Genomic DNA, 20,465 nt, shown 5'->3' with positions numbered 1-20,465 from the left:
CTGACATTCGTGGTCTTTTGTTTTGTTGGAGCGACGCTAGGCCGCTTTGTTAAAGATTCAGGAATCGCGGCCGCTCCGCACGGACCTATTTCCGCCGGCTTGGTTATCGAAAGGTTTTAGGATAAGAAGGTTTAATCCCCGAACGTAACAGGAACTTCCGTCGCTTGGCGCCGAAAAGCGTGGCAGTATCGACGGGTGATTCGCGGCACGGATTCTATGGTAGGCATGGACGACAACAACGATCTTTTCGGCAATCTGGAAAAGCAGCCCCAACCGGCTCGGACACCTTCGCGCCCGGCCGACCCGCTGGTGCAGGCCACGAAGCGTCCTGCCGCGACCAAGGACGGCAGCGAGGGCTATAGCGCCGCCGACATCGAGGTGCTGGAGGGGCTGGAGCCGGTGCGGCGCCGTCCCGGCATGTATATTGGCGGCACCGACGACAAGGCGATGCACCATCTGTTTGCCGAGGTCATCGATAATTCGATGGACGAGGCGGTCGCCGGCCATGCCACCTTCATCGATGTCGAGCTGTCGGCCGACGGATTTCTGACCGTCACCGACAATGGCCGCGGCATTCCGGTCGATCCGCATCCGAAATTCAAGAAACCGGCGCTCGAAGTCATCATGACGACGCTGCATTCGGGCGGCAAGTTCGATAGCAAGGTCTATGAGACCTCCGGCGGTCTGCACGGTGTCGGCGTCTCGGTCGTCAATGCGCTGTCGGACCATCTCGAAGTCGAGGTCGCGCGCGGTCGCCAGCTTTACCGCCAAAGGTTCTCGCGCGGCGTTCCGGTGAGCGGGCTGGAGCAGCTCGGCGAAGTGCACAACCGGCGCGGCACCAAAATCCGCTTTCATCCCGACGAGCAGATTTTCGGCAAGGGCGCCGCCTTCGAGCCGGCGCGGCTCTATCGCATGACCCGCTCGAAAGCCTATCTGTTCGGCGGCGTCGAGATCCGCTGGAGCTGCGACCCATCGCTGATCAAGGAAAAGGACCAGACGCCGGCCAAGGCGGAGTTCCATTTCCCCGGCGGCTTGAAGGACTATCTCAAGGCATCGCTCGGCGATGATTTCCAGGTGACCCGCGAAATCTTCGCCGGCAAGAGCGAGAAGCAGGGCGGCCACGGTTCGCTGGAATGGGCGGTGACCTGGTTCGGCGGTGACGGCTTCGTCAACTCCTACTGCAACACCATCCCGACCGGCGAAGGCGGCACGCATGAGGCCGGCTTTCGCAATGTGCTGACGCGCGGGCTTCGGGCCTATGCCGACCTGGTCGGCAACAAGCGCGCCTCGATCGTCACCTCCGAAGACGTGATGATCTCGGCGGCAGGCATGCTGTCGGTGTTTATTCGCGAGCCGGAATTCGTCGGCCAGACCAAGGACAGGCTGGCAACGATCGAAGCCATTCGCATTGTCGAGACCGCCATCCGCGATCCCTTCGACCACTGGCTGGCCGACAATCCGCAGGAAGCCTCCAAGCTGCTGGAATGGGTGATTGCGCGCGCCGACGAGCGGGTGCGCCGGCGCCAGGAAAAGGAAGTGTCGCGCAAGAGCGCGGTGCGCAAGCTGCGCCTTCCCGGCAAGCTCGCCGACTGCACGCAGAATGCCGCCGCGGGCGCCGAACTGTTCATCGTCGAAGGCGACTCGGCCGGCGGCTCGGCCAAGCAGGCGCGCGACCGCGCCAGCCAGGCGGTGCTGCCGCTGCGCGGAAAAATCCTCAACGTCGCCAGCGCCGGCAACGACAAGCTAGCCGCCAACCAGCAGATTTCGGACCTGATTCAGGCGCTCGGTTGCGGCACGCGCTCGAAATACCGCGACGAGGATTTGCGCTACGACCGCGTGATCATCATGACCGACGCCGACGTCGACGGCGCTCACATAGCCTCGCTGCTGATCACCTTCTTCTACCAGGAAATGCCGAACCTGGTGAATGGCGGCCATCTCTATCTGGCGGTGCCGCCGCTCTATTCGATCCGGCAAGGCGGCAAGGTTGCCTATGCCAGGGACGATGCGCACAAGGACGAGCTGTTGCGCACCGAATTCACCGGCCGCGCCAAGGTCGAGATCGGCCGTTTCAAGGGCTTGGGCGAAATGATGGCCGCGCAGCTCAAGGAAACCACCATGGACCCGAGGAAGCGCACGCTGCTCCGGGTCGATGTCATCGACGCCGTGGCGGCGACCAAGGATGCTGTCGACGCGCTGATGGGCACCAAGCCGGAAGCCCGCTTCCGCTTCATCCAGGAACGCGCCGAATTCGCCGCGACGGAAGTGCTGGATATCTGAGCGCCGGCCGACTCTTCGTTTTGACGCAGTTCCGGGCGGAAAACCGTTTCAAACTTTTCCTGGAATTGCTCTAGCCTGCACTTCCGATACGGAGACCAGCTTGTGATCCGGGCGCGGCTGAAGAGCTACTTCGAAACCAGTTTGGCGGGCCTGACGCAGCCGACGCGCTCGGATTGGATTTTCGCCCTGCGCACGGTTTCGGCCGGTCTGATCGCGCTTCTCGCTGCTTACGCGTTGAAACTCGACCACCCGCAATGGGCGATGATGACGGTCTTCATCGTCGCCCAGCCGGTCGCCGGCATGGTGCTGGCGAAAGGTTTTTACCGGCTGCTCGGCACGCTGGCCGGTGGACTTGCGGCGATCGGCATCACCTCGGTTTTCGGCACCAATCCCTGGCTGCTGGTCACGGCGCTATCCGTCTGGATTGGGCTGTGCACGCTGGTTTCGTCGCTGCTGCGCAATCCGGAAGCCTATGGCGCCGCACTTGCCGGCTATACCGCGATGATCATTGGGCTGCCGGCTTTCGGCCAGCCGCACGTGGTCGTCGATCTCGCTGTCGCGCGCTGCGCCGAGATCGTGCTCGGCATCGTCTGCGCCGGCCTNAGCCGCACGTGGTCGTCGATCTCGCTGTCGCGCGCTGCGCCGAGATCGTGCTCGGCATCGTCTGCGCCGGCCTGACCAGCCGGCTGATCCTGCCCAAGCTGGCCGCTGACGCCATCATCTCCAGGCTGAAGCGCAGCATCCTCGACCTTGCAACCTATGCAGGCGGCGCTTTTTCCGGTGGCGACCCGGCGACGCTGGCCGGCCTGCACCGCAAGCTGATCACCGACGCCCAGATGCTGGCCGAGATGCGCGCCTATGCCCGGCTCGAAGCACCGAGCTTCGCCACCCGCGCCCATCCGGTCCGCCTAACCATCGGTCAGCTTCTCTCGGCGCTGTCGGCGGCGCGCGCGCTGCATTCGCATGCCGCGCCGAAAAACGCAGCGCTCATTCCGGTACGCTCCGAACTGCAGTCGTTGGTCAGCGAGCTGGCAGCGACGCCCGAGGCGCTGGACGACACGTCGCCCTGGGTGACGCGGCTCGACGCGATTGCCGGCAAGGCCCGGCAAATGCCCGACGCCTCGACCGATCAGGGCGACGACAGGGTCGGCACCATAACCCGCCTCACCATCGCCGCCGATTTCGCCGAAGCCTTCAAGCAGGTGCTGCGCGGCCTCGACGCCCTGCGCGCACCGGTGACGGGCCCCAGCCGGAGCAACAGGCAGCCGCCTGCGCTGGTGGTGCACCGCGATTATCCCGGGGCTTCGCGCAATGCCATACGCGCCGGCCTTGCCACGTTGGCGGTCGCCGCCTTCTGGCTGACGACGAAATGGTCCGACGCGGCCGGCACCGTCATCCTCGTTGCCGTCGTCTCCAGTCTTTTCGCCGCGCGGCCTGACCCGGTGCGGGTGTCCTGGGGCTTCTTCAAGGGAACGCTGCTGGCTTTGCCCTTTGCCTTCCTTGTCGGCCAGGTCGCGCTGCCTGCTTTGCCCGGCTTCGGCTGGTTCACGCTGTTTGTCGTGCCGATCCTGGTACCGACGGCGCTGGGCATGGCCAATCCGCGCACCGTCGGCGTGGCGACGGCCTTTGCCATTAATTTCCTCGCCTTCCTCAGCCCGCATCAGGCGATGACCTATGCCCCAGGCCCGTTTTTCGCCGGCTCGGCGTCGGTGCTGGTCGGCATCCTGCTGGCGATCGGCGTCTTCATCGTGGTGCTGCCGGTGGATCCATGGCGCGCGGCCAACCGCATCGTGCGGGCCATGCGCGAGGATCTGGCGCGGCTGTGCCTGCATGAGCGGGTGCCGCGGCGTTCGGCCTTCGAGAGCCTGGCCTATGACCGCATCAACCAGCTGATGCCGCTCTTGCAAAATGCCGGCAGGAAAGGCGATGCGATTCTGGGCGGCGGGGTCGCCGCCGTTACCGTCGGCCTTGAAATCCTGCGTCTGCGCGCCGCGCAGCAGAGCCCGTCCACTCCTTCCGACACCGCGCTCTCGATCGCCAATTTCCTGCGCGGCCTGGCGCGTGAACTGCTCTTTCGCGCACCAGGCGAGCCCCAGATGGCGACCATCACTGTGGCCCGGCAATATGCAGCCGGCCTCTCAGAGCGCAGCGGTAGTGCCGACACGCTGCAGATCGCAGCCTCGCTGCGCATCATCGCCGCCGCGATCGAGGATTTCCCGGATTTCTTCACCAGGGACCGTGGCTAGGGCGTCAGGCCGCGGCTATCGCCAGCGCATGCCCGCGCGCGTTTTCCCGCAGCGCGTCGAGATGGATCGACTTGACCAGGCCGGCGAGATCGCCCTCGGTGGCATGACCGCCGAGCTCCTTCAGCATCAGCCAGCTGACCTCCTGCACGCCGGCGAGGCGCTTGCCGTTGGCGACTTCGCGCCAGATTTTGAGCGCGCGCAGGATGATGCCATGGGTGGAAGCGGCAAGGCCGGCGCCGCGGAACAGCGCCTGCAACGCAACGTCCTGGCCGCCTGCGAGCAAGGCCCGCACCCGCTGCTCCGACTGCTGGCTGAGCGCAACCAGGGCCGAGCCGAAAAAGTCGACCTTGCCGTGGGCAATGGCACGGATGATGAAACTTGCGGTCAGGTCGCCGCGCAGGCGCAGATGTTCGATAAGTGCCGCATGTTCCTCCGCGCGCGTGCCTTCGACCAGCCGCACCGAAGCCTTGACGCAAGCATCGCGCGTGACGCGCTCGGCTCTGGCCGCCCCCATCAGCGCCATCACCAGCGGCGAAGCCTTCAGCGTTTCGCCGAGCTTGACCAGTAGCATGTGCCGGCAGTCGGCCGGCAGCCGCACATCCGTGACCATTGCCTCGCGCAAATGAGCGATATGGCCATGCCGCTCGGCGATGCGGCGGAAGGAGAGCGAGGCTATGTCGGCGCCGTCATTGGCGAGCAGCGCCGCACACGCTTCCGGTTCGCCGATCTCGGCGATCGCCGCGGCAACCGCCATCGAAACGACCGGCCGGTCGGCGATCAGTTTTTGCGTCGCCTTGTGCCCGGCCGCGACGCGGTCGATCAGGTCGGCGTCTGTCAGCAGCGGGGAGCGCGCCAGCACCAGGGCTGCCACTTCCGGCTGATCGGAGGCAAGCGCGCTGATGATCTGCAGCGGCGCGTGATGGCTCATCGACAGCGCTTCGGCCATAGCCAGCCGCACCTTCGACGAGGCGTCGTCGAGCAGCAGCGTCAGCGCCGCTTCGGCCGCGCAACGGTCTTCGAAAGGCAGGTCGGAATTGACGTAGGCGCGGGCCAGCGCGCTCGCCGCCGCGGCGCGCTCCGAAACTCTCGCGGTGTAGATCCATTTGAGAAAATGCGAGACAACCATACTGCCTGCTACGCCCCTTGCCGGAAAGCTTCCGGCCCCAGGAATGACCCTAGGCAGAAATGGTTTACGAACGGTTCACCATGTTTATTAACTGGCTTGCGGGTGGCATGGGCAGCGCCTATCAACCGTCAGGCAGCGGAGGAGAAAAACGATGCCCGGGCTTTATCTCGAAGAGTTCGTCGTCGGACATGTCTTTCGGCACACGCTGCGCAAGACCGTCACCGAAAGCGATAACATGCTGTTCTCGGTGATGACGCTGAACCCGCAGCCGCTGCACATTGACTTCGACTTCGCCGCCAAGAGCGAATGGGGCAGACCGCTGGTCAATTCGCTGTTCACGCTCGGCCTGATGATCGGCATTTCCGTCAATGACATCACCGTCGGCACCACAATTGCCAATCTCGGCATGAAGGAGACGGTGTTTCCGCACCCGGTTTTCCACGGCGACACCATCCGTGTCGAAACGACGGTGCTCTCAGTCAGGGACTCGAAATCGAAGCCGGACCGCGGCATCGTCGAGTTCGAGCATCACGCCTACAATCAGAACGATGTGCTCGTTGCCAAATGCACGCGCCAGGCGATGATGATGAAAAAGGCGGCCTGATGCGCTCGCTGCTGTTTGTGCCCGGCGATTCCGAAAAGAAGCTGGACAAAGGCTTTGGCGCCGGCGCCGACGTGGTAATCGTCGATCTTGAGGATTCCGTGGCGCCACAAAACAAGGCGGCGGCACGCGACATCGCGGCACGCTTTATCGCCGGCAATCGGCAGCAGACAAGCTCCGCCATCTATATCCGCGTCAACGATCTTTCGACCAGATTGACCGACGATGATCTGGCCGCGCTGGTTCCTGCAAAGCCCGACGGCATCATGCTGCCGAAGTCGAACAGCGGCCAGGATGTTCAGCAGCTGTCCGTAAAGCTCCGCGTGCATGAGGCCGAAAACGGATTGCCGGATGGCGCGATCAAGATCCTGCCGATCATCACCGAGACGGCTGCCAGTTTGCTGGCCGCCGCGACCTACGCCGGGGCAAGCGCCCGGCTTGCCGGCCTCACCTGGGGGGCCGAAGATCTGTCCGCGGCGATCGGTGCGCGGGCTGCGCGCGACGACAACGGCCGCTACACCGATGTCTTCCGCCATGCCCGCACCATGACCATCCTCGCCGCCGGCGCGGCCGAAGTCGCGGCGATCGACACGGTCTTCCCCGCCTTTCGCGACATGGCCGTCTTCGAAGCCGAATGCACGGAGGCCGAGCGTGACGGCTTTACCGGCAAGATGGCGATCCATCCGGCGCAAGTGCCGGTCATCAACGCCGCCTTCACACCGTCGGCGGAGGCAGTGCAACGCTCGCAGGCCATCGTCGCGGCCTTCGAGGCGGCCGGAAATCCTGGCGTGGTCGGCATTGACGGCAAGATGTATGACCGGCCGCATCTCAGGCTCGCCGAGCGGCTTCTGGCTCGCGCCAAGGCAGCCGGGGTTTAGTCCCGCGCCAGCACGATGACCCGGTCCTCCGGCAGGTAGGCCAGCGCTTGCGACTTCAACGGGTTGACGGTGACGCCGCCCAGAGCCCGCTCATCATTCTGCGCGGCGCGAACGCGCCGGTGCCCGATGGCGATCTCTCGGCGCAACCGCGCCGATTCCGCGATCGTCCAGAACGTCACCGGCTGGTCGATGGCGACATAGTCGCCGACCGGACGCATGTAGATTTCGGAGCCCTCCTCGTCGAGCAGATCATCGAAGATCGCGGCGAGATGCTGGTTCTCCGAAGCCTGCGCCAGCATCAGGCTGACCAGCCTGTTGCTGACGACGAAATCATCTGCCTTGGTCACCGCCGCCAACTCGCGGTTGCGCACGTCGATCATTTCGCTGACAATCGAGATATGGGTGCCGGCATCGTCTGCGATTTTGCGCAAATGCAGCAGCGTCACCAGCGTGCGCGTATCGGCGGGCTGCGCTGCCATGGTCTCGCTGTAGCCGAGGACGAGCACGTGGTCGTAAGAAGGCACGTCCAGACTTGCCAGTGCTGTTCTGCTCGACGTGTCGGTGATGCGGCAGGAAACCGCCAGATTGTCGCCGACGACCGGCAGTCCGGCAACTTCCTGCTCGAGGCCAGGCGTATCGGCGGCGATGGTCAGGATTGACCCAGGTGCGACGTAGCGCGACAGTTCATAGGTTATGATCGGACCGCGCCGGTTCCAGCCAAGGATCAGCGTGCGCTCCGGCTTCGCCTCGATGGGCTGATGGCGAAGAATCGCCGCGGCATCGATCTTGGCTCCGGCGCTTCCCAGCTTGATGGCGGCATCGTCCTCGGCAATGATGATGGCGCGCATGTCCTTGCCGATTACCAGCTCCGACGGCGGGTTGAGATTGACGCGCCCCTGCTGGTCGCAGAGCCCGATCAGCGTGCAATGCTCATACGCCATCACTGCCTCGCCGAAGGTCTTGCCGGTGAGATCAGGCTGCTCGGTCGTGTAGATTTCGCAGCCGTCGAAATCGAGCAGCTCCGAATAGACGCCGCTGAGACCCGACTGCCGGCTCGAATGCACGACGATGCGCGAGATCAGCTGGTCGGCCAGGACAAGCTGTACCTCGGCCCCGCCGACGACGCGGGCGACCTCGGCGTTCTTTCCGTCGCGGATCTCGGCGGCGATGTTATAGGGCGCCGTGCGCCGGTTCGGGTCGTTGGCCAGCGCCAGCACCGTCTTGATCACCTGCGAATCCGGGTCGTCGCCGTCCGGCGACAGCACGATGATCGAGCGCGAGGTCTGCGGGTTGACGATGGCCAGATCGTAGAGGTCGGTCGGGTCGCCGCTGCGGCAGATGATGCGTGTATTGCCCAGTCTGCCCACTTTGGCGGCGATCTCGTCCTCCATCGCCACCTTGTCCATATTGGCCATGACGACGATGCGCGGATGGCGGCGGCTGGCATTGGCAATGACGAGTTCGGAGATGACGTCGAAGATCGACGGCGACCAGTTGAGGATGATGGTGTGGTCGCTCTCCAGCACCCGCGAACGGCCCTTGCGCAATTCATCGAGCTTGCTGTCGACGCCGGCGCTGAGCACGCCGATGAGGGCCGACACGACGAAGATGCCGGCGAGCGTGACAAAGAGCATGACGAGACGAAAGGCCCAGCCGGTGTCGCCGCCCATCGTGCCGGAATCGAGCGTGCGCATCAGCGATTCCCAGAATGCTTCGAAGAAGTTCAGTGGTTCGCCGCCCTCCGGCGCGATGCGGGTCACCGCAAGAAAAGCCGCGGCGGCGATGATGATCAGCAGCGAAGCGACGGCGAGCCAGCCGATCAGCGCGATCGGCCCGGCCGCCATGCTCTTGTCAAACCTATAGCGCAGCCGGGTTCGCAGCGAGTCTCGTTTTTTCATGTCGCCGGCGACCCCCAAAAAAATCCCCATGGTCGATGCGCCAACCCCCAACGCATCGCCGAAGCCGCTGTCTTAGCCTGTGTTTAAATAAAGGGGAATCGCTTTCGGGTGTCAGCCGTTCCACGGCCCCGCATAATCGGCATAGAGCTTTGCCGGATCGGGCCGCGGCCGTTCCGGCGCCGGTCCCTGATAGCAGCCGATATGGACGAAGCCGACAACACGTTCCTGTGGCGCCACTCCCAGCAGCGCCCTGCCCTCCGCCACGTCGGAATACCAGTTGCTGATCATGTTGGTGCCGTAGCCCAGCGCATTGGCTGCGATCATCAGGTTCATCGCCGCCATGCCGCCGGACAGGAACATTTCCCATTGCGGGATTTTTGGATTGTCCTTCGGGCTCGAGACCACGCCGATCACCAGCGGCGCACGCGAAAACCGAGCCAGTTCCTGGTTGCGGCGGTTTTCCGGCAGCGGTCCTTCGCGCTGTTCGGCGAGCGCCGCCAGCTTCCTGCCGATCTCGACGCGCGCCTCGCCGCGATAAAGGATGAAGCGCCACGGCTCCAGCCGGCCGTGATCGGGCACCCGGCTTGCAGCCGCGATCATGGTCGCGATATCGCCATCGCTGGGCGCCGGTTCCTTCAATTCAGGAATCGGTGCGGAGTTTCGGGTCAGCAGGAAGTCGATGATCGGCGACGCCATGGGGGCCAGGTCTCCTAAAGCACTCGATTTTGAGCTGAAGCGCGCCATTGCGGATCGGGGCGGCTCGGGCATTGGCGCGGGCGCGCCGGACGAAAGAACCTGTTGCCAAGGCGGTCGGACTCTTAAGCCTTGAAATTGCCACCGCCTTGGGCTTCAACGCAAGGCATGTTTGAGGGGACATCGCGCCTTTTCCTGATTTGGCTCGCCGTAGCGCTGTTTGCGCCGGCCTCGATGGCCATGGCGCAGAATGCCGACGGCATCGGCAATCTGAAACTCCCCGATATTTCGAGCTATGCACCGCCCAAGGGCGAGACGCCGCTGGCACTCGGTGGCGGCGGTGCCATAACGCTGTCGGCGCAGTTGACCGACAAGGGCGCCGACATCACGCGCGGCATCGTCTGGCGCGTCTTCAAGCCCGAGGCCGCCGGCGACGGCAAGCTGCCGATGGTGGCTTCCGCGCATGGCGGCAGCGCCGTGTTCCAGCTCGAACCCGGCAGCTATCTGGTCCACGCCTCATACGGACGCGCCGGCGCCACCAAGCGCATCACCGTCGGCAAGGACGCCAGGCGCGAAAGCCTGGTGCTCGATGCCGGCGGCCTCAAGCTCGACGCGGTGCTGTCGGGCGGCGTGCGTATTCCGCCGAAAAAACTGCGCTTCTCCATTTATGAGGGCACCGCCGAGGCCAATGGCGACCGCGCTTTGATCATTCCCGATGTCGAGCCGAACAGCGTCGTGCGGCTCAACGCCGGCGTTTATCATGTCGTCTCCACCTATGGCGCGGTCAATGCCGTTATTCGCTCCGACATCCGTGTCGAAGCCGGCAAGCTGACCGAAGCCACCGTCGAGCATCGCGCGGCGGAGGAGACCATGAAGTTGGTGCGCGAGACCGGCGGCGAGGCCATCGCCGATACATCCTGGTCGCTGCTCAACGAATCCGGCGATCCGATCAAGGAGGCCGTCGGCGCCTTCGCCTCGATGGTGCTGGCCGAAGGCCAATACACCATCATCGCCAAGAACCGCGACCGCATCTACCAGAAGGATTTCACCGTGGTCGCTGGGCAGAACCAGGAGATCGAGGTGCTGGCCACTGATGCCTCTGCGATCGATCCGGAGGAAGGCGCCGACTAGGTTGTGGACTCATAAGCCCGAAGCCACAGCCGGACGGATCGACCTTGCGATTCGTTTCTAGGCACCGGTTGGAGTGGCCACGATCCGGCATTCGTGGTATGTTTTTGCGGCCTTGAAAGCATGACCCGTACCGCAGTTTGCCTTGGGAGATGCCAAAATGCGCATGTCCTTGCTTTTCATTCCACTACTGCTTGCACCGATTGTATCGCATGCCGCCGGCATTCACGACGCCGCCATGAAGGGCGATGTCGCGGCGATCACGGCAGCGCTCGACGCTGGTGCCGGCGTCGATGAGAGCGACGGGCGCACGACACCACTCTATCTTGCGGTCAAAGGCGGTCATTTTGCAGCGGCAAAACTGCTCATTGAACGCGGTGCCGACGTCAACGCCGTCCCGGACCCGCGTTTGGGTCCTGCCCTTATTCTGGCTTTGGCAAAACGCAGGACCGATTTGATCAATCTGTTGCTGGACGGGGGCGCAAATCCAAATTCGAAGCGCAGCCGCGAAAACGCTATCCACATCGCGGTCAATCTCGGTTGCCTCGATTGCGTGAAAGCACTGGTTGAGGCCGGCGCGGACGTGAATGCGAAGACAATGGACGGCAAGACACCGCTCCATCTGGCAAAATTCAAGGGGCAACGCGAAGTTGCTGACTATCTCATGTCGCACGGCGTCGTGTTGCCAACGCCAGCTCCGATCTCGATGAAGTTGGCTGCTGCCGATGTCGAGAAAGGCCGAACCTACTTCACACACGTGTGCCACGGTTGCCACAATGCCGAGCCACAGGGAGGGATCAAAACGGGACCGAACTTATGGGGCGTCGTCGGCCGCGACAAGGCATCCATGGCAAATATGCGTTACTCCGACACCTTGCTGGCCTTAGAGGGTGTATGGACGTACGAGGACCTGAACAAATATCTGCTTGAGCCCATGCTCACCACGCCGGGTGTTTACATGGAGGTGCCTGGCGTCCCGGACGAGACCGAACGGGTCAACCTGATCGCCTACTTGCGTACACTCAGCGACAAACCGCTCCCACTGCCCTAGGAGCTATTGAGCAAAAGGGCCGAGGTTGTCGAAAAGTTGACCGACTGAACGTCGTTTATGAGTACACGCCCTAGTTAGCGTCTCTCAGGCTGCCTTGCGCATACGGCGCGGCAGGAAGTGGACGCGGCTGCGCGGTGCGTCGGGCGCCAGATCGAAGACGCTGCGATGAAGGCGATCAAGCAAGGTCTTGCGGTCGCGCAGCGGCTCCAGCTCATCCCAGCGCAGTACGTTGCCGACGCGCACGTCGATCGTCTTGCCGGACAGCCGCGCAAATTCGCGGATGAGCATTGAAAGGCGCAACGTCAGCGACGCCTTGCCGACGAATTTCGCCAGCCTTCCTTCGCGCTCGGCCATGTTCATCGGACCGCTGACCAGATGGAACAGCCGGCCGTTCTGACCGGAAAAATGCATCGGCACCACCGACGCCTTGGCGTCCTGCACGAGGCGCGCCGGAAACATCTTCCACGGCAGGTCGCGCGCCCGGCCAAAGCCTTTCGGCGCGGTGGCGACGCCGCCGGCCGGAAATACGACGATGGTGACGCCCTCTTTCAACAGCCGCACTGCCTCGTGGCGCACCGCCATGTTGTTCTTCACCGCGTCCTTGGTCTCGGAAAAGTCGATCGGCAGCGAGTACGGTTCCATCTCGCGGACCTTCAGCAGATCCTTGTGGATCATGACGCGGAACGGACGCCCGAGCTGCTCGACGAGCGACAGCACGGCAATGCCGTCGCCAATGCCGAACGGGTGGTTGGCGACGATCACCAGCGGCGTGTCGGGCAGCCCCGCCGGCGGCCACTGATCGGTGCTGCGCACCTTGACGTCGATCAGCTGCAGCATGCGGCTGAACACCCGCTCGCCGGTCGGCGCCACCTGGCGGCGCCAGAAATCATAGAGCGCGGCATACCGGTCGCGCCCCGACAGACCTTCAATGGAATGGATGAACCAGCGCGTCAGCGCCGGCTGGCTCGCATTGGCGTAGGAGAGTTCGGGAAACGGTCTTTCCCGTATCTTCAGCTTGAGCATGGGGGCTCGTTACAAGGTTGGCGTGACAGGCATGTGAAAATGGCGGTGGATCGCTCCACCGCCATTTCTACGAAACATTGTTTGCTCAGGCCGCGCTGCGCCTTCGGTCGGCTGAAACAGCCTCGTCGGAAAGCAGCTTCAGCGCGTCGGCCAGCTTGAGCGATTCCTGATCGCGCGAGCCGAGCCGGCGCATGTTGACGGTCTCCTCTTCCGCCTCGCGCTTGCCGCAGACGAGGATCACAGGAACCTTGGCCAGCGAATGCTCACGCACCTTGTAGTTGATCTTCTCGTTGCGCAGATCCGGTTCGGCCAAAAGTCCTGCCGCCTTCAACTGTGCGACAACCTTTCGCGCATAGTCGTCAGCATCCGAGGTGATCGTCGCCACAACCACCTGCAGCGGCGCGAACCACAGCGGGAAATGGCCGGAATAATGCTCGATCAGGATGCCGAGAAAGCGTTCCATCGAACCGCAGATGGCGCGATGCACCATCACCGGCTGCTTCTTTTCCGAATCCGAACCGATGTAGAAGGCGCCAAAGCGTTCCGGCAGATTGAAGTCGACCTGCGTGGTGCCGCACTGCCATTCGCGGCCGATGGCGTCCTTCAGCACATATTCGAATTTCGGCCCGTAGAAAGCGCCCTCGCCCGGATTGATCGAGGTCTTGATGCGGTTTCCCGAGCGCGTCCTGATTGTATCCAGCACGTTGCCCATGATCGCCTCGGCATGATCCCAGGCCTCGTCGGTGCCGACGCGCTTATCCGGCCGCGTCGACAGCTTCACGCTGACATCGTCGAAGCCGAAATCGGCGTAGGTCGACAGGATCAGATCGTTGATGCGCAGGCACTCCGCGGCCAGTTGCTCCTCGGTGCAGAAGATATGCGCATCGTCCTGCGTGAAGCCGCGCACGCGCATCAGCCCGTGCAAGGCGCCGGACGGTTCGTAACGATGCACATTGCCGAATTCCGCAAGCTTTACGGGCAGATCTCGATAGGATTTCAACCCATGCTTGAAGATCTGCACGTGGCCCGGACAATTCATCGGCTTCAGCGCGAACACGCGGTCGTCGTCGGTGTCGTCGCCGGCCACCGTCACCTTGAACATGGCATCGCGATACCAGCCCCAGTGGCCCGACGTCTCCCACAGGCTCTTGTCGAGAACCTGCGGTGCGTTGACCTCCTGGTAGCCTTGCTCGTCGAGGCGGCGGCGCATGTAGTTGACCAGATTCTGGAACATCTTCCAGCCCTTGGCGTGCCAGAAGACGACGCCCGGCCCCTCTTCCTGGAAATGGAACAGGTCCATCTCGCGGCCGAGTTTGCGGTGGTCGCGCTTCTCGGCCTCTTCCAGCATCGTCTGGTAGGCATCGAGTTCAGCCTGCTCGGCCCAGGCCGTGCCGTAGATGCGGGTCAGCATCGGGTTGTTCGAATCGCCGCGCCAATAGGCGCCGGCCACCTTCATCAGCTTGAAGGCGTTGCCGATCTGGCCGGTCGAGGCCATGTGCGGGCCGCGGCAGAGGTCGAACCAGTCACCCTGGGAATAGATCTTGAGATCCTGGTCTTCGGGAATGGTGTCGATCAGCTCGAGCTTGTAGCGCTCGCCCTTCTCGGCAAAGACATTTTTCGCCTTGTCGCGCGACCAGACTTCCTTGGTGAACGGCTTGTTGCGCGCAATGATCTCGCGCATCTTCTTTTCGATCACTGGGAAATCGTCCGGCGTGAACGGCTCGTTGCGGGCGAAGTCGTAATAGAATCCGTTCTCGATCACCGGCCCGATGGTCACTTGCGTTCCCGGCCACAGTTCCTGCACGGCCTCCGCCAGCACGTGTGCTGCATCATGACGGATGAGCTCCAGCGCGCGCGGATCGGTGCGGGTGATGATCTCGACCTTGCCGGACTTGCCAAGCGGGTCGGAAAGATCGCGAACGGTGCCGTCGATGGCATAGGCGACAGCCTTCTTGGCCAGCGACTTCGAGATCGATTCGGCGAGGCCCGCACCGGTCATCGCCGCGTCATAGTCGCGGACGGAGCCATCGGGAAATGTCAGGGAAACGGAATTCAGCATTTGTATCTCCTATCCAGTCCCGCAAACGAGCGCGGGTGGTCGTGGTGTGAAGCCGGAAGCATCCGGCAGCGGGCGGGTTTTAGAGGCAGCACGGTGTGAGGTAAAGAGCGCTGGTAGTGTGTCAGTTTGAATTCCAGTTGGAACGTTGCCATTGGCCTCCCGATCGGAACGACCAAGGACCGCCACTTTGCAGCCGTTCAAGGCTAGCGCGAGCTTTCACTCACTCGCGCAGGCCTGCCTTGCGCAAGTTCTCGCGAAGATGTTCCAAGTCACCTGAGTTCTTGTATGGCGCCATGTCCGAGGTCGTTCTCATCGTGATTGTGGCTCGCGGCTCCAGCTGCAAAATGTGCTCGATGACCTGCTGCGCTTCGTCTTCGCTCCCTAAAGCCGCGTAGCTCGCTGCCAGGTATAAGTGTTGGTATACGGTGTCGAGGGTTCGTAGACCTTCCAACGCCGCGATCGCTTCACGATATCTGCGAACGTCGTAGTAAATCTGGCCAATCTGTAGGATGTACCACTCGGGGTAGTGAGGGTTGAGACGCATGGCTTTTTGCGCCGTCTCAAGGCCTTCCTGTGCCCTCCCGCAATAGCTTAGGCAGGAACCGTAATCCAACAGCACGTCGGCGTCATTTGGATTAAGCTCAAGGGCGCGTTGATACTCAACGATAGCGCGTTCGTATTGTCCGCAAAATAGGCAGTGCCCTGCGAGCGCATAGTGCCCCCATGCCTCGGCGTCGTCCCGTTCGATCGCCAAATTGGCGAATTTCAGGCCACATGCCAGTGAAGCCTCGGGATTCGCGCTCCAACCGTCGCTTGCGTCGATCATGTGCGTCCAAGCGAGCTTCGCAAACGCCTTTCCGAACTTCGGATCGAGTTCGCCCGCCTTCTCAAAGAGTTCCCGAGCACGCAAGTTGTCTTGTTTTGTGTAGCGGTTGAGAGACTCCATGCCGCGCACGAAATAGTCCAGCGCCTCAAAATTCCGCGTCCCCGCGACTTCCGGGCGCTCTTGCCACGCCTTTAATAGTCGGCCTCCGTACGCTGTGGCTAAACTGCCGATTATTCTTTCAGTGACATCGTCCTGCACGGCAAAGATGTCCTCGATGCCTCGGTCGTAGCGCTCTGCCCAAAGGTGCCGCCCAGTCTTGCCGTCAATGAGCTGGGCGGTAATCCGGACCCGGTCCTTCGACCTCTGTACACTGCCCTCCAAGATATAGCGGGCACCCAGCTCTCGGCTGGCATCCTGTATCTTCGTGGCTTTGCCCTTGTAAGCAAACGTCGAATTACTGGCGATGACGGAAAGATCGCGAAACCGAGACAATCCGGTGATGACGTTCTCTGTGATCCCATCCGCAAAGTAGTCCTGCTGACGGTCGTCGCTCATATTGACGAACGGCAGCAAAGCGATGGATGGCTTATCAGCAAGCGACGCCGGCGAAGTGGGGGCCGCTTCGGGACCGTCGAGGCGCACCGCATAAGCTCGCACGGGGCGTTCAATATTTTTAAGTATCTGCTCACCAATGTCGTCGAATTGCACTTCAAGCCGGTTTCCGAGGTGATCTCGCACCGTGCCCGAAACCATAACACCTCCAACAGGAGCGATGCCTTCGAGCCTTGTCGCCACGTTCACGCCGTCACCCAACAGATCGTCATCCTCGACGATTACGTCACCGAGGTTGATCCCAACGCGGAATTGTATTCTTCGGTCCTCGGACAGTTTTGCGCTGCGACCCGACATGGCACGCTGCATAGCAACGGCACAAGCCACGGCGTTCACGACACTTGGAAACTCGGCGAGGATGCCGTCGCCAGTCGTTTTGAAGATGCGACCTTGGTGCTCGGCCATATTGGGGTCGATAAGGTGGGCCCGTATCTCCTTCAGATCGGCAAGTGTGCCGGCCTCGTCGCTGCCCATCAGGCGCGTATACCCCACCACGTCAGCGGCCAGAATTGCGGCAAGACGGCGTTGGACGCGTCCTTCGGTCATGTGGTGCATTGCTTTCAAGAGCAACAGGACCGGGATTGTAAGGGCGACGGCCGACAGAGTCCACGAGCCGGAACGTCGACTGATACATTTCCGCAGCGGTCATTGGCACAGCCGCTTGTCGCGGCAACTCACTTCACCAGTTGCGGCAACTCCCTCAGGAACGCCGCGCGTGTCGCCGGGCCTTTCGGCATGTCGATCGGCTTGGTGTCGACGACCAGCCGGGCGAAGACGATCCGGCGGCCGCCCTTTTCGGCCCAGCCGACGAACCAGCCCAGCGCGCGCTTGTCCTTGCTGTTTCCCAGCCTGGTGCTGCCGGTCTTGCCCCGCACCGTCCAGCCGCCGGCCTGGAAAGTCGGCAGGATGGCTCGGGTCATCTCATGCGCCTTGGCAGAAACCGGCATCTTGCCGGCGAGCAGCTGGCGCAGGAAGGCTGTCTGTTCGACCGGCGATATCTCAAGCGAGGAATTTATCCAGGATTGCGTGAGCCCGTTGTCCTTGTCGGCATCGCCCGAGACATCCATGTTGCCGTAGCCGAATTTCGAGACGTAGCCGGCAAAGCTTTTTGCGCCGAGCCGGCGCACGATCTCGCGCGAATACCATACGATCGAGTCGCGCTCCCAGATCATCGGGTCGACGGCTTTGTGGTCGCGGCTCACGGCCCTGAATTCAGGCTTGTAGTCCCAGGTCGGCGTATGCGCATCGCTCAGGATTCCGCTGTCGTAGCCGATCAGTGCCAGCGGCACCTTGAAGGTCGATGCCGGGCTGACGCGTTGGTCGCAGACGCCATTCTGGCAGAGCGTCTCGCCGCTCGCCGCGTCCTGGATAAGCGTACAGGCGACATCGCCAAGCGGCGCCGATTGCGCCCGCATCGGAAATCCCAGAAACCAGGCCAGCAGGAAGAGGACCGCGGCAATGATGAAGGGATGGGTTTCGATCCGACGCATGTGGGCTCTCCTGGGAATGAACAGGAGGCGCTTAGCGAAGTCTCTTGGCTCGATTTTGACTCAAATGCGCAGTCTTTGTGCAGGCCGTTGTTAACCCTACCGGATCGTAAAGAAATGCCGCCCTGGCGATCTGGATCAGGGACCCAGCGCGTCCGCCGTCAGGCCTCGCCGCGCTTCCTGCCGATCTGCCAATAACGCCATGGCGTGAACCAGACGTAGCGCGGAGCGAGCACCTCCGGCACGCGGTCGACGCCGTGCGTTCCGAACGGCCCGCAGCGCAGCACCCGGAACAGCCCCATGAAGCCGCCGGCCCACAGGCCATGGCGGGCGATCGCCTCATGCGCGTATTCGGAACAGGTCGGCAGATGCCGGCAGGAATTGCCCACAAATCCGGACAGCGTCAGTTGATAGAGGCGCACCAGCGACGTGCCGAAAATGCGGCCGGGTGTTTTGCGCCAGGGACCGGGCCAGTTGCGCCCGCGCCGGGTCCGTCCGGCGGCATGCACATGCCGATGCTGGTCGCCCACTGCAGCCTCTTTCCGAACGCGACCCCGAGACCGGCTTCCGGGTCAGCTTGCGTTTCCAAACCGATAGATGTGAGCTTCGGCCGGCAAACGCAATCCTCTTCACTCGCCTCTTTATCGGCTTCAGGGTCGCGAGCGGCGAAAGGGATGCCGCTCCGCTGGAACCGCCCAGCGGGTGGCCGGCCTTTGCTCGGTGCGCTGCACATGATGCCGCCTGTCGCCACGCCGTTGAAAAGTCACGATCCGCATCACATCGCCAAAGATTTCCAGAAACTGGATCATGTCCGTGTCTCCTCTAAGAGCGGATTAGACGCCCGCTGGCCTTCGCCTTCAAAAGAGTATAATTTCCGGTTCGGATAACTTCGGGTTATGCGAAATGAAGCGCGGACGGTTGCCCCTGACGGCGTTGCGAAGTTTCGAGGCAGCCGGCCGGCAATTGAGTTTCAGCCGGGCCGCCGAGGAGCTGTTCGTCTCGCAGGCCGCCATCAGCCGGCAGATCCGCGAACTCGAGCAGTTCTTGCGCCAGCCCTTGTTCCGCCGTCATCACCGCCGCGTCGAGCTGACCGAGGCCGGCCAGCGCCTGCTCGATCAACTGGTCAGGAGTTTCGACGACATCGACAGGCTGCTTTCGGACCTGGTGGCGGCCCCGGCGCAGTCGGTGGTCCGCGTCAGTGTCGAGCCGTCGCTGGCCTCGGTATGGCTGTTGCCGCGGCTCAACCGCTTCAGCCAGTTGCGGCCCGATATCGACGTTTCCCTCGAAGTTGACCCAAGGCCGATCGAGTTCCGCAGCGATCAGCCCGAACTCGCCTTGCGCTTCAGCGCGCGCGCCACCTCATGGCCGCGCAGCGAGGCCGAATGGCTAGCCTCGACCGTCGATTCACCGGTCCTGTCGCCGGCCTTGCTGGCATCGGGCCCCGCCCTCGAAAAGCCGCTCGACCTCGCCCGCTACACGCTGTTGCACGAGGAAAATCGTCAGGGCTGGGCGCGCTGGTTCGAAGCGGCTGGCGTGTCAGCCGACACCATTCCGGCGCGCGGCCCTATGCTGGCGGATGTGTCGCTGTCGAAGCAGGCGGCCCTGCTCGGCCACGGCGTGGCGCTGGGCGACCTCTTGCAGATCGGCGAGGAGATAGCATCCGGCGCGCTGATCAAGCCGTTCGACATCGACGTCGCATCGGGCGCCTACTGGCTGGTCGCCAGGAGCTTGAAGGACCTGCCGGAGCCGGCCAAGGCCTTCGCCGACTGGGTGAGAAGCGAATTTGCCGAAAGCAGACGGGCGCAGCAAACCAAGGCATGAGCCCGGTTACGTGAGAAGCTCCTCGACGTGTTCAACGCCCAAGTTTGACAATTCACCGGCTGTTGGAGGAGCCGTCATGTACCAACATCACGCTGCTTCTTCTGCGCGTTTCTTCTCGATTTGACCGATGGCATCGACGACCGCATCGAAGGTCAGCATGGTCGAGGCATGGCGCGCCTTGTAGTCGCGCACCGGCTCCAGATATCTCAGATCGGCAAAGCGGCCTTGCGGCGGCGCGCCATTTTCCTTGAGCATCTTCAGCATGGTGTCGCGCACCGCCCGCAATTCGTCGGCGCTGGCGCCGATGACATGTTGAGCCATGATCGAGGACGAGGCTTGGCCGAGGGCGCAGGCCTTCACGTCATGAGCGAAATCGGTGACGACGCCATTGTCCATCTTGAGGTCGACGGTTACCGTCGAGCCGCACAATTTGGAATGAGCCTTGGCGCTCGCATCCGGATGATCGAGCCGGCCTATGCGGGCGATGTTTCCGGCAAAACCCAGAATTTTCGCATTGTAGACGTCGTCAATCATATTTTTCCAATCCGTCGCCGCCAAGCGAACAGCGATTGCCGCTGTGGCGTCTTTCATTCGCTGCGCACGACCATATATAATGCTGGCAGTCGGGTATCGACAAGGCAACGCAAAGCCATCGTCCTTGCCCATTTCGTTCACGCCGCTTGCGGGCTGGAAACCGGGCGAGTTTTCAGCACCCGAAAGGTCGTGGTCCGTTCAA

The 20,465-nt window shown here is 62.7% G+C and carries 16 protein-coding genes and 1 pseudogene; 7 read left to right on the top strand and 10 right to left on the bottom strand.

The window, feature by feature from the left end; translation table 11 throughout:
- Positions 1–225 precede the first annotated feature (225 nt).
- Positions 226–2,280 (top strand): DNA topoisomerase IV subunit B, encoded by a 2,055-nt coding sequence (parE, locus tag X728_RS162040; RefSeq protein WP_023691142.1) that lies wholly within the window; start codon positions 226–228, stop codon positions 2,278–2,280.
- 102 nt (positions 2,281–2,382) lie between these two features.
- Positions 2,383–4,526 (top strand): annotated as a pseudogene (locus X728_RS01000000166170) (FUSC family protein).
- A 4-nt stretch (positions 4,527–4,530) separates the two neighbouring features.
- Here X728_RS01000000166170 and X728_RS162045 read toward each other — a convergent pair.
- Positions 4,531–5,652 (bottom strand): DUF2336 domain-containing protein, encoded by a 1,122-nt coding sequence (locus X728_RS162045; protein WP_023704529.1) that lies wholly within the window; start codon positions 5,650–5,652, stop codon positions 4,531–4,533.
- A gap of 151 nt (positions 5,653–5,803) precedes the next feature.
- Here X728_RS162045 and X728_RS162050 point away from each other — a divergent pair, with 151 nt between their 5' ends.
- Positions 5,804–6,256: a MaoC family dehydratase gene (locus X728_RS162050; protein WP_023667608.1), complete on the top strand. Its 453-nt coding sequence runs from the start codon at positions 5,804–5,806 to the stop codon at positions 6,254–6,256.
- Positions 6,256–7,131: a CoA ester lyase gene (locus X728_RS162055; protein ID WP_023830639.1), complete on the top strand. Its 876-nt coding sequence runs from the start codon at positions 6,256–6,258 to the stop codon at positions 7,129–7,131. The genes X728_RS162050 and X728_RS162055 overlap by 1 nt, the downstream gene beginning before the upstream one ends.
- Here the strand turns inward: X728_RS162055 and X728_RS162060 are convergent.
- Together X728_RS162060 and X728_RS162065 are read right to left on the bottom strand one after the other, a co-directional pair.
- A complete protein-coding gene (locus X728_RS162060) occupies positions 7,128–9,029 on the bottom strand; it encodes a hypothetical protein (RefSeq protein ID WP_023830638.1) in 1,902 nt (633 codons plus the stop codon). The two genes, X728_RS162055 and X728_RS162060, sit on opposite strands and share 4 nt — an antisense overlap.
- 111 nt (positions 9,030–9,140) lie before the next feature.
- Positions 9,141–9,725: a nitroreductase gene (locus tag X728_RS162065; RefSeq protein WP_023723386.1), complete on the bottom strand. Its 585-nt coding sequence runs from the start codon at positions 9,723–9,725 to the stop codon at positions 9,141–9,143.
- A 165-nt stretch (positions 9,726–9,890) separates the two neighbouring features.
- On the opposite strand from X728_RS162065, the gene X728_RS162070 reads away from it, so the two are divergent.
- Together X728_RS162070 and X728_RS162075 are read left to right on the top strand one after the other, a co-directional pair.
- Positions 9,891–10,853, top strand: a complete 963-nt coding sequence (locus X728_RS162070) for a hypothetical protein (protein ID WP_023815388.1) — start codon at positions 9,891–9,893, stop codon at positions 10,851–10,853.
- A 157-nt stretch (positions 10,854–11,010) separates the two neighbouring features.
- A complete protein-coding gene (locus X728_RS162075; protein WP_023830637.1) occupies positions 11,011–11,901 on the top strand; it encodes an ankyrin repeat domain-containing protein in 891 nt (296 codons plus the stop codon).
- 84 nt (positions 11,902–11,985) lie between these two features.
- On the opposite strand, the gene X728_RS162080 is transcribed toward X728_RS162075, so the two are convergent.
- From X728_RS162080 to X728_RS1000000170910, 6 genes are all read right to left on the bottom strand, one after another.
- Positions 11,986–12,924 carry a GNAT family N-acetyltransferase gene (locus tag X728_RS162080; RefSeq protein WP_023830636.1) on the bottom strand — a complete coding sequence of 313 codons (939 nt, stop codon included), beginning with the start codon at positions 12,922–12,924 and terminating at the stop codon, positions 11,986–11,988.
- Between the two features lie 85 nt (positions 12,925–13,009).
- The gene (thrS, locus tag X728_RS162085) at positions 13,010–14,983 is read right to left on the bottom strand and encodes a threonine--tRNA ligase (protein ID WP_023830635.1); all 1,974 of its coding nucleotides are present in this window, start codon (positions 14,981–14,983) and stop codon (positions 13,010–13,012) included.
- A gap of 220 nt (positions 14,984–15,203) precedes the next feature.
- On the bottom strand, positions 15,204–16,967 hold the full coding sequence (locus X728_RS162090) for an adenylate/guanylate cyclase domain-containing protein (RefSeq protein WP_023830634.1): 1,764 nt from the start codon (positions 16,965–16,967) through the stop codon (positions 15,204–15,206).
- Between the two features lie 128 nt (positions 16,968–17,095).
- On the bottom strand, positions 17,096–17,911 hold the full coding sequence (blaOXA, locus tag X728_RS162095) for a class D beta-lactamase (protein WP_023830633.1): 816 nt from the start codon (positions 17,909–17,911) through the stop codon (positions 17,096–17,098).
- A 158-nt stretch (positions 17,912–18,069) separates the two neighbouring features.
- Complete coding sequence (gene yidD / locus X728_RS162100) at positions 18,070–18,438, bottom strand: membrane protein insertion efficiency factor YidD (protein WP_023830632.1); 369 nt, start codon at positions 18,436–18,438, stop codon at positions 18,070–18,072.
- Between the two features lie 120 nt (positions 18,439–18,558).
- Complete coding sequence (locus X728_RS1000000170910) at positions 18,559–18,717, bottom strand: hypothetical protein (RefSeq protein WP_023830631.1); 159 nt, start codon at positions 18,715–18,717, stop codon at positions 18,559–18,561.
- 94 nt (positions 18,718–18,811) lie between these two features.
- On the opposite strand from X728_RS1000000170910, the gene X728_RS162105 reads away from it, so the two are divergent.
- Complete coding sequence (locus tag X728_RS162105) at positions 18,812–19,729, top strand: LysR substrate-binding domain-containing protein (RefSeq protein WP_023830630.1); 918 nt, start codon at positions 18,812–18,814, stop codon at positions 19,727–19,729.
- An 87-nt stretch (positions 19,730–19,816) separates the two neighbouring features.
- Here X728_RS162105 and X728_RS162110 read toward each other — a convergent pair whose 3' ends face one another.
- On the bottom strand, positions 19,817–20,263 hold the full coding sequence (locus X728_RS162110; RefSeq protein ID WP_023707147.1) for an iron-sulfur cluster assembly scaffold protein: 447 nt from the start codon (positions 20,261–20,263) through the stop codon (positions 19,817–19,819).
- Positions 20,264–20,465: the final 202 nt, after the last annotated feature.

Source organism: Mesorhizobium sp. L103C119B0, assembly GCF_000502235.1.
GTDB lineage: Bacteria > Pseudomonadota > Alphaproteobacteria > Rhizobiales > Rhizobiaceae > Mesorhizobium.
This window is presented reverse-complemented; position numbering and strand designations above follow the sequence as displayed.